Origin of the sequence: Rhodopila sp. (assembly GCF_035548235.1) — a bacterium.
GTDB lineage: Bacteria > Pseudomonadota > Alphaproteobacteria > Acetobacterales > Acetobacteraceae > Rhodopila.
This window is the reverse complement of record NZ_DASZTJ010000220.1, coordinates 1-20,174: the sequence shown is the minus strand read 5'-3', so window position 1 is coordinate 20,174 and position 20,174 is coordinate 1. Positions and strand designations below refer to the sequence as shown.

Annotated in this window: 18 protein-coding genes and 1 pseudogene; 5 read left to right on the top strand and 14 right to left on the bottom strand. The window is 67.6% G+C overall.

The features are described from left to right. From VHB27_RS18480 to VHB27_RS18440, 9 genes are all read right to left on the bottom strand, one after another. Positions 1-508, bottom strand: a 508-nt coding sequence (locus VHB27_RS18480) for a tetratricopeptide repeat protein (protein ID WP_325603235.1), incomplete at its 3' end; no start/stop codon positions are given. A gap of 32 nt (positions 509-540) precedes the next feature. Then, the gene (locus tag VHB27_RS18475; RefSeq protein ID WP_325603232.1) at positions 541-3,159 is read right to left on the bottom strand and encodes a bifunctional diguanylate cyclase/phosphodiesterase; all 2,619 of its coding nucleotides are present in this window, start codon (positions 3,157-3,159) and stop codon (positions 541-543) included. A 252-nt stretch (positions 3,160-3,411) separates the two neighbouring features. Then, positions 3,412-4,776 carry an MmgE/PrpD family protein gene (locus VHB27_RS18470; protein WP_325603230.1) on the bottom strand — a complete coding sequence of 455 codons (1,365 nt, stop codon included), beginning with the start codon at positions 4,774-4,776 and terminating at the stop codon, positions 3,412-3,414. A 4-nt stretch (positions 4,777-4,780) separates the two neighbouring features. After that, positions 4,781-5,836 (bottom strand): 4-hydroxythreonine-4-phosphate dehydrogenase PdxA, encoded by a 1,056-nt coding sequence (pdxA, locus tag VHB27_RS18465; protein WP_325603228.1) that lies wholly within the window; start codon positions 5,834-5,836, stop codon positions 4,781-4,783. After that, positions 5,836-6,948, bottom strand: coding sequence for a four-carbon acid sugar kinase family protein (locus tag VHB27_RS18460; protein ID WP_325603226.1), 1,113 nt, complete (start codon positions 6,946-6,948; stop codon positions 5,836-5,838). Before VHB27_RS18460 ends, pdxA begins: the two co-directional genes overlap by 1 nt. 85 nt (positions 6,949-7,033) lie before the next feature. Continuing rightward, entirely contained in the window at positions 7,034-7,993 is a 960-nt protein-coding gene (locus VHB27_RS18455; RefSeq protein ID WP_325603224.1) for a peptidyl-alpha-hydroxyglycine alpha-amidating lyase family protein, read from the bottom strand. Positions 7,994-8,129: 136 nt separating this feature from the next. Beyond that, on the bottom strand, positions 8,130-8,972 hold the full coding sequence (locus VHB27_RS18450) for an amidohydrolase family protein (protein ID WP_325603223.1): 843 nt from the start codon (positions 8,970-8,972) through the stop codon (positions 8,130-8,132). Positions 8,973-9,095: 123 nt separating this feature from the next. Next, positions 9,096-9,746 (bottom strand): 2OG-Fe(II) oxygenase, encoded by a 651-nt coding sequence (locus tag VHB27_RS18445; RefSeq protein ID WP_325603221.1) that lies wholly within the window; start codon positions 9,744-9,746, stop codon positions 9,096-9,098. Further along, positions 9,739-10,386 (bottom strand): 2OG-Fe(II) oxygenase family protein, encoded by a 648-nt coding sequence (locus tag VHB27_RS18440; RefSeq protein WP_325603219.1) that lies wholly within the window; start codon positions 10,384-10,386, stop codon positions 9,739-9,741. The genes VHB27_RS18445 and VHB27_RS18440 overlap by 8 nt, the downstream gene beginning before the upstream one ends. Before the next feature lie 125 nt (positions 10,387-10,511). Between VHB27_RS18440 and hemN the strand changes: the two genes are divergently transcribed. Continuing rightward, on the top strand, positions 10,512-11,858 hold the full coding sequence (hemN, locus tag VHB27_RS18435) for an oxygen-independent coproporphyrinogen III oxidase (RefSeq protein ID WP_325603217.1): 1,347 nt from the start codon (positions 10,512-10,514) through the stop codon (positions 11,856-11,858). A gap of 15 nt (positions 11,859-11,873) precedes the next feature. On the opposite strand, the gene VHB27_RS18430 is transcribed toward hemN, so the two are convergent. The 4 genes from VHB27_RS18430 to VHB27_RS18415 are packed head-to-tail and all read right to left on the bottom strand — an operon-like array spanning position 11,874 to position 16,064. After that, positions 11,874-13,190 carry an MFS transporter gene (locus VHB27_RS18430; RefSeq protein ID WP_325603215.1) on the bottom strand — a complete coding sequence of 439 codons (1,317 nt, stop codon included), beginning with the start codon at positions 13,188-13,190 and terminating at the stop codon, positions 11,874-11,876. Between the two features lie 34 nt (positions 13,191-13,224). Continuing rightward, the gene (locus VHB27_RS18425) at positions 13,225-14,388 is read right to left on the bottom strand and encodes a mandelate racemase/muconate lactonizing enzyme family protein (protein WP_325603213.1); all 1,164 of its coding nucleotides are present in this window, start codon (positions 14,386-14,388) and stop codon (positions 13,225-13,227) included. Positions 14,389-14,418: 30 nt separating this feature from the next. Continuing rightward, positions 14,419-15,138, bottom strand: coding sequence for a ribonuclease activity regulator RraA (locus VHB27_RS18420; protein WP_325603211.1), 720 nt, complete (start codon positions 15,136-15,138; stop codon positions 14,419-14,421). Between the two features lie 20 nt (positions 15,139-15,158). Further along, entirely contained in the window at positions 15,159-16,064 is a 906-nt protein-coding gene (locus VHB27_RS18415) for an SDR family oxidoreductase (protein WP_325603210.1), read from the bottom strand. 97 nt (positions 16,065-16,161) lie between these two features. On the opposite strand from VHB27_RS18415, the gene VHB27_RS18410 reads away from it, so the two are divergent. From VHB27_RS18410 to msrA, 3 genes are all read left to right on the top strand, one after another. Beyond that, on the top strand, positions 16,162-17,061 hold the full coding sequence (locus VHB27_RS18410) for a LysR family transcriptional regulator (RefSeq protein WP_325603208.1): 900 nt from the start codon (positions 16,162-16,164) through the stop codon (positions 17,059-17,061). A gap of 186 nt (positions 17,062-17,247) precedes the next feature. Next, positions 17,248-17,769, top strand: a complete 522-nt coding sequence (locus VHB27_RS18405; RefSeq protein ID WP_325603206.1) for a hypothetical protein — start codon at positions 17,248-17,250, stop codon at positions 17,767-17,769. 30 nt (positions 17,770-17,799) lie between these two features. Beyond that, a complete protein-coding gene (gene msrA, locus VHB27_RS18400) occupies positions 17,800-18,522 on the top strand; it encodes a peptide-methionine (S)-S-oxide reductase MsrA (protein WP_325603204.1) in 723 nt (240 codons plus the stop codon). A 37-nt stretch (positions 18,523-18,559) separates the two neighbouring features. On the opposite strand, the gene VHB27_RS18395 is transcribed toward msrA, so the two are convergent. Continuing rightward, a complete protein-coding gene (locus VHB27_RS18395) occupies positions 18,560-19,852 on the bottom strand; it encodes an ABC transporter substrate-binding protein (RefSeq protein ID WP_325603201.1) in 1,293 nt (430 codons plus the stop codon). On the opposite strand from VHB27_RS18395, the pseudogene VHB27_RS24865 reads away from it, so the two are divergent. Further along, positions 19,812-20,174, top strand: a pseudogene (locus VHB27_RS24865) (hypothetical protein); the annotation flags it as partial. The gene VHB27_RS18395 and the pseudogene VHB27_RS24865 overlap by 41 nt on opposite strands.

Here is a 20,174-nt window from a genome sequence, read left to right as displayed (position 1 = left end):
CGAGTGCCTGGGTGTAGTCGCTGATCGCGTTCTGGTCGTCCTTGATACACAGATTGACGTCGCCACGCCCGGCGTATGCTTCCTCGTATTTGGGGTTCACCCGCACGGCGCGGTCATAGTACGGGACGGACAATGCGCATTTGCCGGTCTGCCGGAACAGGTCGCCCAGGGATTTCAGCGCGACATCGTCGCGCGGATTGTCCCGGACGAGGCGCGTGTAATCGTTGATCGCGTCCTGGTACTTCCGGCTCAATTCATACAGACCGGCGCGGGCCTTCAGGGCCCGCAGGCGCTGGGCGGGCATCAGTGCCTGCGATTCGACGGCGACCCCGCAAGCCTGGATGGTGGCAGGCCTGTCATCCGGACTCCGGCTGCCGTGCAAACATGTCTGCAAGGCCGCGTCGTCCGCCGTGGCGGGGGACGGTTCGGGCGGAGGCGGCTTCTTGACGGTACAGGCCGCCACGAACGTAACCGCCAGCACGGCTATGATGCTCGCGGCCGGTTTCATGCCTTTTGAACTCCGGATCAGCCCGCGCAGGTTCATGCTTCCGCGATCTGTTGTTGTGCGGTCTGCGCCATCTCCGTCCGCGCCAGGAACGAATCGATCTCTTCCGGCAGCATGGGACCGCCGAGCAGGAAACCCTGGATCTGGCCGCATCCCGCTGCCCGCAGCCAACGCAGTTGTTCCCGGGTTTCCACACCTTCGGCGATGACGTTCACGCCCAAACGCCGCGCCAGGGTCAGAACGGTCTGCACAATCGCCTGGGGCCCGTCATCGGCCAGCGACCTGACGAAGGATTTGTCGATCTTGATGGTGTCGAACGGATATTGCCGCAGATAGCTCAACCCCGAATATCCCGTGCCGAAATCGTCAAGCGATATCCGGACGCCCTGCCGCTTCAATGCCTGGATGGTGGTCCGCGCGCGCTCCCGGTTGTCGATCAGGACGCCCTCGGTGATCTCGACGCTCAACCGGCGTGCCGGCAATCCGGAATCGGCCAGCGCGGTCAGGATATTGTCGGCGAGGTCCGCCAGCAGGAACTGCTTGGGGGACAGGTTGACCGAGACGCGAAGCGGCTCCGGCCAGCAGGCTGCCTCCCGGCAGGCAGTTTCCATGACCCATTGCCCAAGCGGCACGATCAGCCCGGACTCTTCCGCAACAGGAATGAAGGCGTCGGGCGGGATGAAGCCCCGTGTCGGATGCTGCCACCGTGCAAGCGCTTCGAACCCGACGGGCCGGCAGGTCATGCTGTCGAAGATGGGCTGGTAGAAGACCGACAGCTCCTGCCTTTCCAGTGCGTCGCGCAGTTCCTGTTCCAGTTGGCGTCGCTGCGTGGTCCTGACATCCATGTCCGGATCGTAGAACCGATAGGAGTTACGGCCGGCGGCCTTCGCATGGTACAGCGCCGTGTCGGCGTTGGTGAGCAGCTCATCCGCCGAAGCGCCGTCGGATGGGCACAGCGCGATGCCGATGCTGGCGCTCAGCAGCACCTCCTGTCCGTCGACGCGATAAGGCTGATGTATCGCGGCCAGAATGCGTTCCGCGAAGCTCACCGCTTTTGCCGGATGGTCCGATCGCAGGACGCAGAACGCATCGCCTTCCAGTCGCGCGACCGTGTCGGCGGGGCCGGCCAGTTCCTCGATACGGCGTGCGGCCTGGCGCAGCACGCGATCACCGAAGACATGCCCATGCAAGTCGTTGACGAGAGCGAACCCGTCGATGTCGATGCACAGCACCGTGCATCCCTCATCGGTACGCTTGGCCCGGCTTGTCGCCGCTTCCAGCCGGCCGATCAGCAATCTTCGGTTCGCCAGGTCCGTCAGGTCGTCGTGATGCGCCAGATGGGCGATGGCAGCGGCAGCCTTCTCACGTTCCGTGATGTCGGCATAGGTGCGAACGGTGCTGCCATCAGGCAGGGCGTGCGTATGGACCTCCAGGACCAGCTCTTGGGTGCCGGTGTTCCGGCGGACGACGTCGTCCTTTGGCTGTTCGCCGGATTCCCGCCAGTCGACGATGCTCTCGATCACCGGATCGCTGCGCGTCAGCGGGGCCGGGAGCCGAAGCAGTTCGCCGGCGCGCCGATTGATGACGGGGATGCGTCCGCGGCGGTCAACCATGATGATGCCCTGGCTGACGGCATTCACCGTGTTCCGCAGCACCTCGCGGGAAATAAGCAACCGCCGCGTGTTGGTGATCAGCAGGCAGCCCGCCAGGACGATCAAGGCCGTCAGGCAAAGGCCAAAGATCTCGTATTGCCGCACGGCCTGGTGATACGGGGCGATCACTTCCGCCGTGTTCAGGCCCACCGCGACAATCAGGGGATACCGGTCCAGGCGCCGGAACGAGACGATCTGCTGGGTGTGATCCACCGGGTTCGTCCAGGAGAGATCGCCCTCGCTGGTCTTCGCCACGGCTTGCAGAACCGGCGATTGCGCGATGTTCTGGCCGACCCCGGGCCCGAATTCGGAATGGCCGCCGATCGACAGGGCGCGGATCACGCCGTCCGTCCCGATCAGCATCAGGGAGCCATGCCCGATTTCGAGCGCCTGGTGCAGGCGTGTCAGCCAGGACGCGTCCGCCGATGCGGCGATGATGCCGGAGAACCACCCGTCGGCCGTGGCCAGCTTGCGCGTGAACAGCACGGACCACCGGCCCGACGCTCGTCCAAGAAACGGTTGGCTGATGAAGAGATGGTCTTCGGGGCTGCCGCGCTGGGTCTTGAAGAATGGCTGGTTGGAAAAGTCGATCGGTGCGCCGACCGGCCCGAGGCTGCTGGCGGTCAGCAGGCCATTCCGGTCGATGGTGACGTACTCAAGCGCCACGCGGTTCGTCCGATTGACGCGGCTGGCCCAGACCCCGATGTCGAACCGCTGCGGATCGCTGGCATAGACGGCCCGCATGGTGCGCAGCGTGTCGTCCACGTTGGTGATCGTCTGGTCAACGCTTTCGGCCGCCGCGCGCGCAAGGTTGCCGCTGTCGTGCGCGGCCTGCGCGGTCGCGTCACGATAAAGCTGTCCCAGATGCCACCAGATGCCGCCCCACAGGATGGCGATCATCATGGCGACCAGCAGAATGTTGCCGGCAGTCTCCCGGGTCAGCAGCCAGCCGGAGCCATCCCGGCCGGCGTCGCGCCGATAGGATGAGGGAAGGTGCGCCAAGGCGCCCCCCTTTGGCGGCTGATCCGATAGGCTTTGTCGGTCAGATGCCATGCTGTGACCAATACCTCTGTCCCCGTCCGGGGGGTTCGGCTGACGTTGGCACGACCACCTCGCGCAGTTTGTGCCCGGACGGCATGGCCAACGGGCCTTGCCGAGGGGGCGTGCGCAATTTAGCGACTTCTATCCAATTTTTTCAATATATGGTTTCTCATTCTGATGCATTTGACGCACGACTCTCGCGCCGAGCAATCCCTATGCGGGCGGGAGCTCGGCCAGCATCGCCATCAGCGGCCCGATCGTCGTCAACGCGTCGATCCGCCACGCCGCCTGGATGATCGCCTCGATATCGCCGGAAAACGCGCCATGGCGTGCAAGGTCGCGGGCTTTGTCGCCGATCTCCGCATCGGACAGCGGGCGTTCCGTGCTGCCTTTGGCGTGCGGCACCGTCATATGGAGCGATCGCCCATCCGTCGTCCTGACGGCGACCGTGGCGGCGCCGATCGGAAGGGTGGGGTCCAGGGCCGCCTTGATCCGGCCGCGCAGGGCCGCCACCGCGGGGTCCGAGACGGCCGGGTCGTCGAACTGTGCCAGCCCGGCGGCGCCGGTCAGGAGCGCAACCGCGGCGCAATGGGGGATGCTGACCCGAGCGTCCCGGGAATTGGTCGCCGGCCGATCGCCGCGGTCCAGCAGAAGCTGGCTGCCGGATACGGTCACGTCCGCGATATCGGCGGCCGCCAGGGCGTGCCGGGTCCGCAGCGCGATGCAGGCGTCGATGACGGTATGGAACACGATACCGCAAGGATAGGGTTTATAGGTGTTGCTCAGCACCTCCCAGCGTTCGCCCAGATCGCCCACGATTTCCCGCATGTCGGGCGTATCGCCCATCGCCCGCGCCCAGCCCAGGACGCCTTCGATCGCGGCCGGCGCCGCGGTATAGCCCTGTTCGGCGAGCAAGGCCGCGAACAGCCCGTTGCGGGCGGCGTTCCCGACGCTGACGTTCTTCGCCCCGTTGGGCAGGTTCTCCACCAATCCCGCGGATTGGCTGGCGGCGATGCCCAGCGCGTGCCATGCCTGCTGGGCATCCAGCCCCAGCAGCTTTGCGCTCGCGGCGGCGGACCCGAACACGCCGCAGGTGGAGGTGATGTGCCATCCCCGCGCGTAATGGCCGGGCGAGACCGCGTTCCCGATCCGGCATTCCACCTCGGCGCCCAGGATGAAGGCATGCAGCACCGCCTGGCCGGGCAGGCCGCGCTGTTCGGCGAGCGCGAGCACGGCCGGGGCGACGGGCGCCGTCGGATGGATGACGGTGCGCAGATGGGTGTCGTCGTAGTCCAGCAGGTTCGCGCCGACCGCGTTGAGGAACGCGGCGCCGAACGGGTCCAGCCGTTCGGGACGGCCGATCACCGTGACGGTGTCCTTGCCCGAAACCGGCAGCAGGACGCGCAGCGCCATCTCGATCGGCGGCGTCCGCGCCACGCCCAGCGCGCAGCCCATGAAGTTCAGCAGCGACCGCTTCCCCTCATGCCGCACGTTCGCCGGCACGGCGTCCCAGGCCGAGGCCGCGACGAAGCGGCCAAGCTGCTCGCCGGCGAACCCGGCAGGAGGCTGCGCCGGCATCGCCTTATCCTCCCGCGGCGGTGGCGGCCACCTCTTCAGGGACCGGGATCGCAAGCTTTTCGGCGTATTCGATCGCTTCCACCAGGCTCTGCTCGTTTGCGATCCCCTTGCCGGCGATGTCGAAGGCGGTGCCGTGATCGACCGACGTGCGGATGATCGGCAGGCCGAGCGTGATGTTGACGCCGGAGAGGTCGTTCCATCGGCCGGTTTCGGGGTCGACTTCGAAGCCCAGCAGCTTGACCGGAATATGCCCCTGGTCGTGGTAGTTCGCGATGACCGCGTCGTATTGGCCGGCGCGCAGCTTCACGAACACGGTGTCGCCAGGCACCGGACCGACCACGTCCATGCCCTGGGCGACCGCCTCGGCGATGATCGGTCCGGCGACGTCGATGTCGTGGCGGCCGAACAGCCCGCCTTCGCCCGCATGGGGATTGAGCGCAGCCACCGCGATCCGTGCCCGCCCGGTCCGAAGGCGCAGCAGCGCGTCATGGGTCAGTGCCATGACGCGCCGCATCCGCTCCGGCGTCAGGCGCTTCGGCACGTCCTCCAGCGCGATATGGGTGGTGAAATGGCTCACCCGCATGTTGCCGTGCGCCAGCATCATGCATGACCCCTTCACGCCGGTCAGTTCGGCCAGCATCTCGGTGTGGCCGGGGTAGTGGTAGCCGGCCTTGTTCAACGCCTCCTTGTTCAGCGGCGCCGTGACGATGCCGCCGACCCGTCCCGACAGCGCGAGCTTCACGCCCCGCTCGACCGCCTGGAAGGCGAAGCGCCCGCCGTCGGCGGAGAGCACGCCGGGACGGATGGGCTCGCCCTCCGGTCCCGCCTGCATCGCGCAGAGTCCGGGCCACGTCCTGTCCGCCTCCGTCACCTCGGGGATCGCCAGTGAAGGCGTCAGGCGGGCCCGCGCTTCCTCCAACGCGGCGTTGCTGCCGATGACGACAAGGCCCAGGTGACCGGCCTCGATCCGGGGGCGCAGCCGCGCGGCGGCCTTGACGATGATCTCGGGGCCGATCCCGGCGGGATCGCCCATCGTGATCGCAAGCGGACGGAACCCCATCAGGCTATCCTTTCCAGGTCGGTGCGGGCGCTGCGCAATATATCGCGCAACAGGCCGCGCGTGCCAAAGGCCCCGGATTTGGACACCACGGTGACGCCGTCCCACGCCCCGCCGCGCAGGATGGAGCGTGGGACGCCGGGCAGGATCCGTCCATGGACCTCCAGGCTGGTCGCGCCGAGGGACAGGCAGAGGCCGCGCAGCGTCTCCCCACCGGCGGCCACCAATGTGCCGGGCGGCGGCAGGTGGTGGACCAGGCGATGCAGTTCCGCCGCGATGCGCCGGGCCGCGTCCGCGCGCGCCAGGCCGGCGGGCAGGTCCAGGCTCACGGCGACGCGTCCGTGCCGGTGAAGGTGTGCGGCTACAACGGCGGCTTCGGCGGGACCGCCGTCGCGGAGGCGATGCCAGTCTCCGTCGCAGGCGGCAAGCTGGGCGGCGGTGACAGGCTGGTCGGAGCCGAAAAGGCCGAGGATTGGCCCCGGAAGCTGCACTTGAGGCAAGGGCGCCGCTCGGTGTGCCAGTGCCTGGGCAAGGCCGCCGGTGCCGATCCACAGCACGGGACCGGGCGCGGCCCTGCCGGCGGAGACGATTGCGGCCAGGTCCGCCTCGGTTTCGGCGTCGAAGACGCTGACGCCGGCGGGCAGCGGCGCGCCGACGGAACCGGCCTGGGCGGCAACGCCGGCGGCGCGCAGCCGGGCCACGAGGTCTTCACCGACCGGGGCCCAGCGGCCGGCGTGGTCGCGGGCGTGCTGCACGCCGCCGCGCGTCACCCGGCCCTGATGCGGGAAAGCGGGCGCCAGGACGGCATGCGCCCAGCCGCCTGCGCGGAAACAGGCGGCGATCTCGGCGATCGTCGACCCGCGCATCAGGCTGTCGATCTTCTTGAACGGAATGGCGGCGGCGCTCAACTTGGGCGCGAGGCCACCGACGATCCCCGCCGCGACGTCGGCGGACGTCTCGCGCGTACCACTGTCCAGCGCCGCGTTCGCCGGCAAAGTGGGTGGAATGACGTCGTGCCAGAACGCCTCCACCGGCCCGGTGAGGGCCACCATCTCGGCCGCGGCGTCCAGCGCCCCGGTCAGGTCGTCGGCGAGCAGCCGCAGGCCCGCGGTCATGGCAGGCTTATCGCCCATCGCATGGGCCGGTGGGCTGGCGACCGATGTGCTTGTCCGCGGCGCCCAACGGAAGTCCTCCTTGCCGTCAGCGCAATTTCCGCAGCTTGCGGATGACGCGCAGATCGGCCGGCATGGGTTGGTCGGGAAAATACTGCCGCCACTGCGTGTGGGAGACCTCGGCGATGTAGATGTCGCCGCGGGAATCGACGGCCAGCCCGTGCGGACCCATGTAGTCGCCGGGCGCGGTCCCTGGCAGCAGGCCGCCGATGCGCGCCAGCAGGTTGCCCTTGTTGTCGATGATCGACAGCCGGGGACCGAGGTTCGGATAGTTGCGATTGGTACGGGTCGCCGGCCCCAGCTCGCCGACGTAACAGATCGGGCAGGAGCAGTACGGCTGGAAGAGCGCGCAGGGGCGATGCAGGTTGTTGAACTGCGTCTCGTATTTGCCGTTGCCGTCGAAGACCTGGATGCGGTGGTTCTCCCGGTCCGCGACATAGACCCAGCCGTCCGGGTCGCAGGTGATGTTGTGCACCAGGTTGAACTGGCCCGGCTTCGTGCCGCTCTCGCCCCAGGACATCAGGTACCGTCCGTCCGGCGCGTATTTGTGTACACGAGCGTTGCCGTAGCCGTCGGAGACGTAGATGTCGCCGGTGGGGGACAGGGCGGTATGGGTGCAGCGATGGAACGGCTCGCCGCTCATGAACGGCGCCGGCTTGCCGGGCGTGCCCAGGGTCAGCAGCACCTTTCCGTCCAGCGTGCATTGCCGGACCGAATGGTCGCCGTCATCCGTCAGGAAGACGGTGCCGTCGGGCGCCATGTGCAGCCCGTGGGCACGGGGAAAGAGGCCTTCGCCCCAGGCGCGGAGGAAATTGCCTTTACGATCGAAGATCATCATCGGATGTTCGCCGCGATTGAAAACGAGGACGTTGTCGTCCTTGTCGACACCGACGGCACCAACCTCACCCAAGGCCCAGCCTGGCGGCACTTTCGGCCAGTGATCGAGCTGTTCGTAACGGTAGTCGCCGTCGCCCACGATCAGGGACATTCTCTCTCCCCCTTGCTGTCTTGGAACACGTCGCGCGATTCCGCGCCTTTATCACGCCTTCAGCGAGTTTGCGCCGGGTGCCGTAAGGGTCAAGGACGCCGCCCCCCGGAGGCATGTCCGGAAGGCGGCTGAGGCATCATGCCTTGCGAGGCGACCAGCCATAGGCCTTGGCGCATGCGCCGCCCATGAGCATGGCCCGTTCCGCGTCGTTCAATCGGTCCGTCTTCAGAAACGGCTCGACGGCCTGTTCGTAGTTGACGACTGCGAAGGCGCGGGTCCAATCCGTTCCCCAAAGGCAACGGTCAAAGCCCCAGGCCTCGAAGATGCGCGCCAGCGGCGCCCAGATGTCGGGGAACGGATAAGGTTCCCGCGACAGCGTGCAGGCCCCGCTGACCTTGATCACGACGTTCGGGCGTTTGGCGAGTTCCAGCACTTTCGGCAGGTCGGCCCAAGGCTGCGGCGGCGCCGGCGGCACGCGCGGCTGGAGGATGCCCAGATGATCGAGGATGAACCGCGTATTGGGATGGCGATCGATGATCGCCGTGCCCGTGTCCAGATTTCCCCAGCAGAGGATGTTGACCGGAAAATCCTGGCTGGCCGCGGCGCGCAGGATCCTGTCGAGGCCAGGGTCGTTGGCCTGGCGCGGCGAGTCCTCGGGGATCATGATGCGCACGCCGACCGCACCCGGCGTCTTCTTCCAGTCGGCAATGACGTCGGCCACGGCGGGATCGTCCGGATCGACCGGCTTGACGATGGCCAACCGGTTCGGGTGGGCCTGCTGAACCTCCTTGGCGTAGCTCGCGTCGTAGCGGTACATGGAAAACGACGAAATGAAGATGGCGCCGTCGACGCCGACTTTGTCCATGGCCGCCACCATCTCGTCACCGGTGACGTGATCGGGCCAGTTCGGCACGCTGTGCCAGGGACGCTTCGGCGTGTTCGCCTCATAAGCGTGGACCTGCGAATCGATGATCGTCATTGCGGCAGTCTCCTCCTGTCCCGCCGGAGTTTGGCGGGCAGCACGGGGTGCTGTCCAGAAGGCGGGCGTCCGGGACGCGTCAAATCGCGTCCACGGATCGGCGACGGTCGCGGTGGTCCGCCGTCAGGTGCGAACGGCGATGTCCGGAAAGGCCAGTTCGTGGCGGGAACGCCATTCCGGCACGACGTAGTTGACGATCAGCGACCGGCGGACGCCGTCGATCGGCCGGCGCCGGAAGCCGTGCCAGGTATCCTCGCCGGGAATGAATATACATCCGTCATTACGGTGGTATGGCGTGGTCGCGATGACCGTTCCGCCGGCGTCCATCAGGTCGGTGCCCCAAGCCTCGCAGCCGGGCGTATCGGAAAGATACATCAGCATGGTGAAGCGCTTGGCGCCGATGTCGGTGTGAGGCTCCAGCCAGAACCCGTCGGTGTCCAGGCAATATTCGATCCGCAGGAACGACCCGGCCAGCGCTGCGCCGCACAGGGATTCCAGCCGGCGCACCACCGGTCCGTCCTGCAGCGCCCGCGCGAGGTCCGCGCAGACCGGATGATCTGCCTGGCGTGTCCGATCGAAGAATACGCGCAGGCTGTTGTTGGTTTCCCGCTTGCCCATCGTGTCGCCATGGATGCAGGCGTCGATCGGCAGCGCCACGATCGCGTCGCAGGCGTCCGCCGGCAGCATGCGCGACAGCAGCCAGTGGCGGAACGGTGCCGCCCGCGTCTCCGCCCGATCCAGGCAATCCAGAAAACACGAGGCGATGTCAGGCATCGACCGCTTCCTCCCGCGCCGTCCGGCCGAATTGCCGTTTCACCATGGCGGACAGCCGATGGCGGCTGATCTCGCGCCAGGCGCTGAAGCCGCTCGCCATCCAGTTGAACATGACGTAGCGCCGGGGCCCGACATAAGGCTCGTGCCCGTGGAACGACCGGTCGGATCGCCGGAAGGCGATCAGCGTGCCGAAATCCGGCGGCACCTCCGCGATCATGTCGTCCAGGTCATCGGGCCCGCGGAGCAGCCTCAGCCGGCCTCCGTCCTCGTTCCAGCCATCGTTCAGATAAAGCAGCGCGGTGACGAGCTTCGTCTCGCTGTCGGTATGGATACGGCCGTCCCCAATGTCGCACTGGCCGCGGACCGTGACCATCATCGGGCGGGTGGCAAGGTCAAGACCGAGCTTCGCGGAAAATGCCTGGGCGACGGCGGGTCCTCGCACGTCCTCGATCAGGGCCGTGAAGCTGGGGCCGCCCTGGGTTGCCTCGACAGGCAACAGGCCAGGATAGGGAATATGCGGAAAGTCCCGTTGCAGCGCCGCCCGGGCTTCGGGGCGGATGAAGTCGCGTACGACCGTGAACATGAACGGATCGCGCGTCAGCGGCGCGTCCGCCAAGGCCTGCAGATCGAGAAGGCGCATCGCCGGGCCATCCATCCAGGTTCGGTGCCGTCCCTTACGCTCCGCCGCAGCGTGGGTGATTGACCCAGATCAACGACGGCGGGCGCCGGCACGTGCCTATGCCCGTATCGAACGGACCGGCGACGATGAGCAACGCGATCAGCAAATACCTGCATGAGCGGATTCCCCGCTACACCAGTTATCCGACCGCGCCGCATTTCTCCGCCGGGGTCGGGCCGCTGACCTATCGACACTGGCTGCAGGTGCTGCCGCGGTCCGCCACGCTGTCGCTCTACCTGCACGTGCCGTTCTGCGAGACCTTATGCTGGTACTGCGGCTGCCATACCAACGTGTCCCGCCACCGCGATCCGGTCGAGCGTTACGTGGCGCTGCTGCGATGGGAGATCGCCATGGTCGCGGAGCTGGTGGGCGGGCGCCGCGTTTCCCATGTCCACTGGGGCGGCGGTACGCCGGGAATCGTCGGACCCGACCTGTTCCGCTCCGTCATGGATGCCCTGCGAGGGCATTTCGATTTCGTACCGGACGCCGAACGCGCCGTCGAAATCGATCCGCGCCGCCTGACGCCGGCGCTGGCGGATGCGTTCGCCGAAACGGGGATCAATCGCGCCAGCCTGGGCGTGCAGACGTTCAATCCGCTCAGTCAGCAGGCCATCGCCCGCGTGCAGTCGCCGGAGATGACGCGCGACTGCGTGCGAACGCTGCGAGCCGCCGGGATCCGGGACATCAACCTGGACCTGCTGTATGGCCTGCCGCACGAAACAGCCCAAAGCTGCAGCGCCGGCGTGGAAACCGCGCTGGCGCTGGAGCCGGCTCGGTTCTCGGTCTTCGGTTACGCCCATGTGCCGTCGGTCATGCCCCACCAGCGGGTGATCGACATGGCCAGCTTGCCGGACGGTCCGGAACGGTTGCGCCAGGAACGAACGATCGGGGAGGCCTGCGTGCGGGCCGGCTACACGCGGATCGGCCTGGATCATTACGCACGGCCGGAGGATTCGATGGCCGTTGCCCTGGCGGAAGGGCGTCTGCGTCGCAACTTCCAGGGCTACACGACCGATTCCGCCGACGCGCTGATCGGCTTCGGTGCATCCGCCATCAGCCGCCTACCGGACGGCTACGCCCAGAATACCGCCAACCTGCGCGATTGGTCGGACCGGATCAAGGCCGGGACGCCCGCCACGGTCCGGGGCGTCGCCCTGTCCGATGAAGACCGGCTCCGCGCCGGCATCATCGAACGCCTGATGTGCGACCTGCGGGCGGACATCCCGGCGCATCTCGCCGAAGCCGGCTACCCCGCCGACTGGCTGGACCCGGAGATCGCGGACCTGCAGCCGTTGGCCGACGACGGTCTCGTGGCGATCGAGCGCGGCGTCATCCACGTGCCGGAGGCGTCCCGCAGCCTGATCCGCAAGGTCGCAAGCATCTTCGACATCTACCTGGACCCGGCGCTCGGACGCCACGCCGTCGCGGTCTGAACGCCGGGCTGTCATTCAGTCTTGTCCCAAGCGCGCGGGCGCGGTCTCGGGAAGGGCGAGCGTGCAGACGAACGACAGGGCGGCGATGGCCCCGATATAGCCGGCCAGTATCCATGGGCCACCACCGGCCAGCGTCAGCAGCCAACCCGCCGCGAGCGATCCGACGGACCCGATCATCGAGCCGATCTGCACCACGAACGACAACCCGCTGGCACGCATCCGGATGGGGAACAGTTCCGAGAAGAACGAGGCCTGCGGCGCGTACATCGCGCTGTGCGCGAGCGCGAGCATCACGACCAGCGTCGCCGGGATGGCCGCGGCGTGACCATCATAGATGACCCAGAACGAGGGGAAGACCGCCAGCACGCTCAAGGCGCAGCCCAGCGCGTAGAGCGGCTTGCGGCCCCATCGGTCGGACAGCAGCCCGAAGATGGGCAGCGTGACCAGTTCCAGGACGATCGCGATCAGCGTCGCCTGCGTCATCACGTCGCGCGCGATGCCGTGGCTGACGGCATAGGCGGTGTAGACGACGGCATAGGTGTTGAACACGGTCGCTTCGGCCAGCTTCGCGCCCATGCCCAGCAGAACGGCAAGAGGATGCTGTTGCAGCGTCGCTTTCAGCGGATGCCGCTCCCGCCGGTGCTGGCGCTGGAACAGCGGCGATTCGGTGATCCGCAGCCGGATGAACATGCCGATGCCGACCAGGAACGCGCTCAGCAGGAAGGGGATGCGCCAGCCCCAGGCCAGGAACGCGTCGTTGCTGAGGAAACCTTCCAGGACGGCGAAGACCGCCAGCGGCAGGACGAACCCGCCCGGCGCGCCGAGCTGCACAAGGGAGCTGTAGAAGCCGCGCGAGCGGGGCGGGGCATGCTCGAAAGTGATCAGGATGGCGTTGGCCTGTTCGCCGCCGATGCCGAAGCCGTGGACGAGGCGGATCAGGATCAATGCGATGGCGCCGCCGATCCCGATCGTGTCGTAGGTCGGCAGCAGCCCGACCAGGACCGTGGCGATGCCCACCATCAGCAGCGTCGTCACCAGCGCTGCCTTGCGGCCCTGCCGATCGCCGATGACGCCGAAGACCAGGCCGCCGATCGGCCGCGCCAGGAAGCCCGTCGCATAGGTGCTCAGCGCCAGCAGCGATCCCACCAGGGGGCTTAGATTGGGGAAGAACAGCTTGTTGAAGACGAGCGCCGACGCCGTCGCGTAGATGAAGAAGTCGTACCACTCCACCATGCTGCCGATGCAGGACGACAGCGCGACCTTCCGCAGCATGGGCAGCGAGACCGATTCCTCGACCAGAAGGTCGTCGGCCGGGCTGTCGAGACCAGACATGGGCTATCCTTTTTCGTTGGACGTTCGGGGGCAGCTACTTGATCCGGATCCAGTCGGTCGTGCCGTGACGGGCCAACGTTTCGGCGTTGAACAGGAACCCCAGCCCCGGCTCGTCCGTCATCACGATCTCTCCGCCGACGGGGCGAAGCTCGCGGTCGTAGAGCGGCTGGGTCATGATGATACTGTTGTCAACGAAATATTCGACGTAAGGCGCGTTCGGCGTCGACGCGATCAGTGGCACGTGCAGCTCATGCCACGCATGCGGGCAGACCGGCACGCCATAGGATGCCGCCAGCGCCGCGATGCGCCGCCATTCGGTGATGCCGCCACAGCAGACGACGTCGGTCTGGACCACGTGCGCGGCGCGGGCCTCCAGCAATTCCCGGAACCGCCAGCGTCCGTTCTCGATCTCGCCGGTCGCGACCGGGATCGAGGTCTCCTTCACCAGCCTCGCATGGCTCTCGATGTCGTCGGGGCTGAACGGCTCCTCGATCCAGCCGGGCAGGAAGGGCTCGAACCGGCGCAGGAAGGGCAGGGCGGTGAACAGGTCGGGCCAGGCGTTGTTGGCGTCCATGAACAGCTTGATGTCGGGACCGATCCGCTCCCGCACGGCCTGCACGCGCGCCACCTCCTCGGTCATCCCGCGCAGGCCCACCTTCATCTTCACGGCCTTGAAGCCGGCCTCGACATAGCCGCCCATCTCGTCGGCCAGGGCCTCCACCGTCTTGCCGGGGCGGTAGTAGCCGCCGCTGGCATAGCAGGGCAGGCGGTCCTTGTGGCCGCCCAGGTACTGCCAGAGCGGCAGTCCCGCCGAACGCGCGTTCAGGTCCCACAGCGCGATATCGAGCGCGCTGAGCGCCCGCATCGCCGACCCGCTGCGGCCGTGCAGCAGCGCCTCGCGGTACATGCGCTCCCACAGCGCCTCGGTCATCAGCGGGTTCTGTCCCAGCAGCATCGGCGCGAACAGCGTCACCGCCGCTTCCCGCGCGACCTCGCCGGCAAGGTTGCCGGCATAGGTCCAGCCCAGCCCCTCGACCCCCTCGGCCGAGATCACCTTCACCAGCACGAAGTCGCGATGCGTGACGTTGCGCGTGGCGAAGGCCGTCGGGATCGCAAGCGGCATCCGCACCAGGCGGACCTGCACCTCCCGCACCGGCGAGGCGGACCGGCGGGCGGCGGGGCTGGCTTGTTCCGGCATCGGTTTTCTCCCTTCCTGTCCTGGGCTCGATCAGCCCTTGCGGCGCGTCGCCTCGTAGCGTGCCTTGTTTTCCGCGTTGGGCGGATACAGGCCGGGCAGCGAGGCGCCGCCTTCGACTTCCTGCATGATCCAGGTTTCCTGGGCTTCCTGCTCGATCGCCTCGGCGACGACGTCGTTCAGCAGGGCGTGGGGGATCAGCACCGCGCCGTCATCGTCGACGACGACGACATCGTTGGGGAACACGGCCACGCCGCCGCAGCCGATCGCTTCCTGCCAGGCGACGAAGGTCAGGCCGGCGACCGACGGCGGGGCCGCCGCGCCCTGGCACCACACCGGCAGCCCGGTACCCAGCACGCCGGCCACGTCGCGTACCACGCCGTCGGTGATCAGCGCCGCGACGCCGCGCTTGGCCATGCGCGCGCACAGGATGTCGCCGAAAATGCCCGCGTCGGTGACGCCCATCGCGTCCACCACCGCGATGCACCCCGCCGGCATCGCCTCGATCGCCGCGCGCGTCGAGATCGGCGAACTCCAGGACGCGGGCGTCGCCAGGTCCTCGCGGGCCGGCACGAAGCGCAAGGTGAAGGCCCGTCCGACCAGGCGCGGCTGGCCGGCCCGCAGCGGGCGGGTGCCGCGCATCCACACGTTGCGCAGCCCCTTCTTCAACAGCACGGTCGTCAGCGTGGCCGTGGAGACATGCGACAGCGCGTCCACGATGCGGCTGTCGAGCGGTTCAACGTCGATGGGCATGGTAGCAGTTCCCTGTGTTTTCAGATGCTGGCGATCAGCCCGCCATCCACCCGGATGACGGAGCCGGTGACGTAGGAGGCGCGCTCGCTGGCCAGGAAGGCGACCACGTCCGCGTATTCCTCGGGCCGGCCATAGCGGCCGATGGGGATGGTGCCGGTACTTTCCGCCGCGACGTCCTCGACCGGTCGACCTTCGCGCTTGGCGCGCTGCTCGTCCAGGAAGCGGATCCGCTGCGTCGCCACGCGGCCCGGCACCACGATGTTGGCCGTGATGCCGTCGCGTGCCACTTCCCGCGCCAGCGTCTTCGACCAGCCCACCAGGGTCGAGCGCAGGGCGTTGGACAGGCCCAGGTTCGGGATCGGCGCCACCACGCCCGACGATGCACTGGTAATGACGCGGCCCCAGCCGGCGGCGCGCATGCCTGGCAGCACGCGATCCGTGAGTGCGATCACCGACAGCACCATGGCGTTGAAATGCTTGGCCCAGAGCGCGGGATCCTGCCCCGAGACCGGCGTCGGCGGCGGGCCGCCGGTGTTGTTGACCAGGACCTGGACCGGGCCGAACGTTGCCTCGATCCGGGCGACATGGCCGTCGATGCTGCCAAGGTCGCCGAGGTCCCAGGGCAGCGTCATCGCGTCGGTGCTCACGCCGCGGATATCGTCGGTGCTCGCGCCGCGGATATCGTCGGTGCTCGCGCCGCGGATATCGTCGGCGCCCGCGCCGCGGATATCGTCGACGCCCGCGCCGCGGATATCGTCGACGCCTGCGTCGCGGATATCATCGGCGGTCCGCGCCAGGGCGTCGGCGCTGATATCGGCCAGCGCCAAATTCGCGCCCTCGGCCGCCAGCGCCCGAGCAATCGCGCCGCCCAGGCCGCCGCCTGCGCCCAGGACCAGCGCCGTCTTTCCTCGCAATCCGAAATCCATCGGCCGCTTCCCTTTGTCGCTTCCCTCGAGGGTGGAACAAGCGTGGAGACGAAAAAACACATTGAATCTGATCTTCAGACGAAAGATTTTCTTTCGAATGGACACTCGGTTCCTGGAAAGCTTCATTGCGGTGGTGGAGGAAGGCTCGATCGCCGCCGCCGCCCGCCGGCTGCACCTGACGGCCGCCGCGCTGGCGCAGCGCATGCACGCCCTGGAAAGCGAGATCGGTGCGCCGCTGCTGATCCGTTCGGGGCGCAACGTCATCCCGTCGGAGGCCGGTTTCGCCATCGTCGGCCGAGCGCGCCTGCTGCTGCGGGAACTGCGCGACCTGTGCGACAGCGCCAGCGCCGACGGCCTGAGCGGGGAGTTGCGGCTGGGCGCGATCTCCACCGCCCTGACCGGATTGCTGCCCATGATGTTGGCGCGCGTGGCCACCGCCTATCCGCAGATGGAGGTCCACATCGTGCCGGGCATATCGGTCGATCTCTATCGGCGGGTGCAACTGGGCGAGTTGGACGCGGCGGTCATCGTGCAGCCCGACTTCGTCATGCCCAAGAGCTGCGAATGGCACCTGCTGCGGACCGAACCCCTGGTCGCGCTGGCGCCGGCGGGACTGGCGGGACGAGAGCCGCATGCGCTGCTCGCCGAGGAACCTTTCATCCGGTACGACCGGCACCAATGGGGTGGCCGGGTCGCAGACCGCTATCTGCGCGATGCCCGGATCAGGCCTCGCGACCGGTTTGAGCTGGATGCGCTGGACGCCATCGCGGTGATGGTCGATCGCGGGCTGGGCGTGTCGCTGGTGCCCGACTGGGCGCCGCCGTGGCCGGCCGGCATCGATGTCGCCAAGCTGGCGCTGCCGCGGCCGTCGCCGCCGCGGCATATCGGCTTGATGTGGACCCGCAACACGGCCCGGGCGCGACTGGTGCAGGCGTTTTTGCGCAGCGGGGTGCAGAGCCGGGCGGCGAAGCCGAAGCCGGGCAGCCGGCGCGCCTGACCGGAGGGGGCCTGCCTGTTTGCCGCGCAGCCCCGGACGCAAAAAAAATCGCGCCCCGGGGGAATAAGTGCTTCGTACCGGCGTCCAACGCAGCAGCACCTGCTGTTTTCTTCCGAACCGAGGCTTCGAGCCTGGAACGCGATGGTTTCCAACGAAATACGTCCACATCCGCCAAGGGAGCGGTGCATGTTCAACCGGCTGAATGCGTCGCTCTTGGCTGGGCTGGTGGCCATCCTCGTCAACACCGCGGCGTTGAAACTCGCGGACGCGATTGGTCTCGCGACCGCGCATGGCGGTCTGCTGCGACTGATCGGTCCGTGGATCGGCACGCCCCTCGGCTGGCTGGGGGTATCCAACCTGTGGCGGAGCATGGGCGGGCCGCCGGCGTCCTCCGCCGCGTTCCAGACGGGCTTCCATATCGTTGTCGGCTTGGCGATGGGCGTGTTCTACGCCTTCGCCATCGATCCGATCCGTCGCGGCAAGGCCCTCCTGAAAGGATTGCTTTACGCGGCTGCCGTTTGGTGTCTGAACGCGGCCGTGGTGCTTCCCCTCACCGGGGAAGGCTTCGCCGGCGCCAGGCATCTGTCCGTTGCGGGTATGGTGTGGTTCGGCGCGGCGCACACGCTGTTCTTTGTCGTCCTGGCGCTGCTTCATGAGAAGCTGCGGCCTGCGCCTCGGTTCCTCCCGCAACCAATGTATCATCCTTGACTTCACCCCAACCCGAAAAGGGGCCGATCCATGCATGGGAACCATCGTCGCCGGTATGCCTTGGCGGCCGTCACGGGCGCGCTGGCACTGGCCGTCCTGGGACGGCTCTTCTTCGGCGATCCCGACGCGTGGGCCGCGGACCTCGACCGGCGTGTCCCGGCTGCGGCGGTGGATGAAGTCCCGGGCGCGGCGACGTCGGGGACGCTGATCCTCGCGGGCGGCTGCTTCTGGGGTGTCCAAGGCGTGTTCCAGCATGTCCGCGGCGTCACCAGCGCGGTGTCCGGCTATGACGGCGGCACGGCCGTCACGGCCCAATACGAGATCGTGAGCACCGGCGTCACGGGACACGCCGAATCGGTGCGGATCACATACGATCCCCACGTCGTCACCTATGGCCGGCTGCTGCAGATCTTCTTTTCGGTCACCACCGACCCGACGCAGCGCAACCGGCAATATCCAGACGAAGGGACCCAGTACCGATCAGAGATTTTCGCGACGACGCCTGAACAGGCCCGGATCGCCAAGGCGTATATCGCCCAGCTCGACAAGGCCGAGGTGTTCCCCCAGGCGATCGTCACGAAAGTCGCGCAGGATACAGGGTTCTATCCGGCCGAAGGTTACCATCAGAATTATCTGACCCTGCATCCCGGCAACCCCTATATCGCGACGTTCGACCTTCCGAAGATCATGGCCTTGCAGAAGGTCTTCCCCGCGGACTTCCGGTCGGATCCCGTCCTGGTGCCCAATTCCTGAGGCGCTGCCGCCGTCCCCGTCCTGGCGGCTGAACCGTTCAGGCCCAGCCCTTGAACGGCAGCACCGGCGGATGCTCCGCCGACTTGTCCGGCCAGACGGAGACGTAGTGCTTGCCGTCCAACTGGACCAGCAGCGTCGCCGCCAGCTCGTTCTGGCCCTTCGCGTTGTACTTGATCCCGTTATACCCGATCATGAGCTGTTCGGGCTTCAGGTCCTGGCTCCGCAGCGCCGCCTGGATCTTCGCCGGTTCGATCGAGCCGGCCCGGTTGATCGCCTCCATCAGCGACAGGAACCCTTCCATCCCGCGCGCCGAGGTGTCGTCCAGCGCATGCCCCGCATGCTTCTTGTAAAGCTCGTTGACGACATACGAATTCGAGCCCGGCTTGCCGATGTCGTAGGAGCTGCGGTTGATCGCCCCCTGCGCCAGGTCGCTGACCGCATCGATGAAGGCGTTGTCCGAGAAGCCGGAATCGTCGCCGATCAGGATCGGCGGCTTCCAGCCCAGCGTGTGCATCGTCTTGACGAACAGGATCGCGTCGGAGGTGTAGCTGACGAAGATCACCGCGTCCGGGTTCTCGTTCTTGAGCTGCAGCACCTGCGCGCTGACGTCGCTGGAGTTCGCGTTGTAGGCGATGCGCAGGTTCATCGGCAGGTTCTTCGCCTTGAGGCCGCTGCTGATCGCGTCGCCGGTCGAGGTGCCGTATTCGGTGTTCTCGTTGACGATCGCGATCTTCTCGATCTTGAACCCCGCCGCCTTCCGTTCCGCCAGGAAGGACGCATAGGCCGCGCCGAAGTCGGTGCCGATCGGCGTCGGCCGGAAGAACCACTTGAACCCGCGCTCCGTCAGGCTTGGCGCCGAGGCCTCGCCGGCCACGTACGGAATGCCGTAGCGTTCGGCGACGGCGCTGGAGGTCAGCACGCAGCTCGACTGGTAGGCGCCATGGAGCGCCACGACCTTGTCCTGGGTGATCATGCGCAGCGCCTCGCTCTGCGCGACGGCGGGGTTGCCCTGATGGTCGGCGAAGATCGCCTCCACCTTGCGCCCGCCCAGGCCCGGCAGGCCGGCGGTTGACGCCAGCGGCAGGTTGGGCATCTCGGGATGCGGGGTGTTGATGATCTCCACCGCCACCTCGATGGCGGCCTTCACCGCCGCGCCGGCCGAGGCCGCGACGCCGGTCAGCGGATAGGGGCAGCCGATCTTCACCGGCGCGTCGGCGGCCAGCACGCCTTTCGGCAGCAGCGCGAGGGCCGGTGCGGCAAGACCCAGGCGCGCGGCGGCGCGGCGCGTGATGAGACGACGTGTGGCGGGGCGTCGGGTGATCGGCGGCATTTTGTTTCCTTCCTGCAAGGCGGCCGCAGTCGATAGCGGAAGTTGCGGCGCCGTCAATGGGATTGCCCCACGCATGTCCTGCAAGGGACTTCCTCCAGGAAGGGCCGGAAGCATCTCGGGGATGGAAGCGATGCGGCCTTGTCCGCCGCCGTGGCGATGCCGATCTTGGGAAAAGAAGCGGCAGGAGGCGAAGATGCGCATCGGCGTTCCGAAGGAGATCAAGACCCACGAATACCGCGTCGGCCTGACCCCGGCCGGCGTGCGCGACCTGGTCGGGCACGGCCATGCGGTCGCGGTGGAGGCCGATGCCGGCGCCGGCATC

What these genes read in the sequence shown, in the direction of transcription:
- VHB27_RS18470 (WP_325603230.1), bottom strand. Translation starts at nt 4,776, where the DNA reads ATGCCGGCGCAGCCTCCTGCCGGGTTCGCCGGCGAGCAGCTTGGCCGC.
- pdxA (WP_325603228.1), bottom strand. Translation starts at nt 5,836, where the DNA reads ATGGGGTTCCGTCCGCTTGCGATCACGATGGGCGATCCCGCCGGGATC.
- VHB27_RS18460 (WP_325603226.1), bottom strand. Translation starts at nt 6,948, where the DNA reads ATGACCGCGGGCCTGCGGCTGCTCGCCGACGACCTGACCGGGGCGCTG.
- VHB27_RS18455 (WP_325603224.1), bottom strand. Translation starts at nt 7,993, where the DNA reads ATGTCCCTGATCGTGGGCGACGGCGACTACCGTTACGAACAGCTCGAT.
- VHB27_RS18450 (WP_325603223.1), bottom strand. Translation starts at nt 8,972, where the DNA reads ATGACGATCATCGATTCGCAGGTCCACGCTTATGAGGCGAACACGCCG.
- VHB27_RS18445 (WP_325603221.1), bottom strand. Translation starts at nt 9,746, where the DNA reads ATGCCTGACATCGCCTCGTGTTTTCTGGATTGCCTGGATCGGGCGGAG.
- VHB27_RS18440 (WP_325603219.1), bottom strand. Translation starts at nt 10,386, where the DNA reads ATGCGCCTTCTCGATCTGCAGGCCTTGGCGGACGCGCCGCTGACGCGC.
- hemN (WP_325603217.1), top strand. Translation starts at nt 10,512, where the DNA reads ATGAGCAACGCGATCAGCAAATACCTGCATGAGCGGATTCCCCGCTAC.
- VHB27_RS18430 (WP_325603215.1), bottom strand. Translation starts at nt 13,190, where the DNA reads ATGTCTGGTCTCGACAGCCCGGCCGACGACCTTCTGGTCGAGGAATCG.
- VHB27_RS18425 (WP_325603213.1), bottom strand. Translation starts at nt 14,388, where the DNA reads ATGCCGGAACAAGCCAGCCCCGCCGCCCGCCGGTCCGCCTCGCCGGTG.
- VHB27_RS18420 (WP_325603211.1), bottom strand. Translation starts at nt 15,138, where the DNA reads ATGCCCATCGACGTTGAACCGCTCGACAGCCGCATCGTGGACGCGCTG.
- VHB27_RS18415 (WP_325603210.1), bottom strand. Translation starts at nt 16,064, where the DNA reads ATGGATTTCGGATTGCGAGGAAAGACGGCGCTGGTCCTGGGCGCAGGC.
- VHB27_RS18410 (WP_325603208.1), top strand. Translation starts at nt 16,162, where the DNA reads ATGGACACTCGGTTCCTGGAAAGCTTCATTGCGGTGGTGGAGGAAGGC.
- VHB27_RS18405 (WP_325603206.1), top strand. Translation starts at nt 17,248, where the DNA reads ATGTTCAACCGGCTGAATGCGTCGCTCTTGGCTGGGCTGGTGGCCATC.
- msrA (WP_325603204.1), top strand. Translation starts at nt 17,800, where the DNA reads ATGCATGGGAACCATCGTCGCCGGTATGCCTTGGCGGCCGTCACGGGC.
- VHB27_RS18395 (WP_325603201.1), bottom strand. Translation starts at nt 19,852, where the DNA reads ATGCCGCCGATCACCCGACGCCCCGCCACACGTCGTCTCATCACGCGC.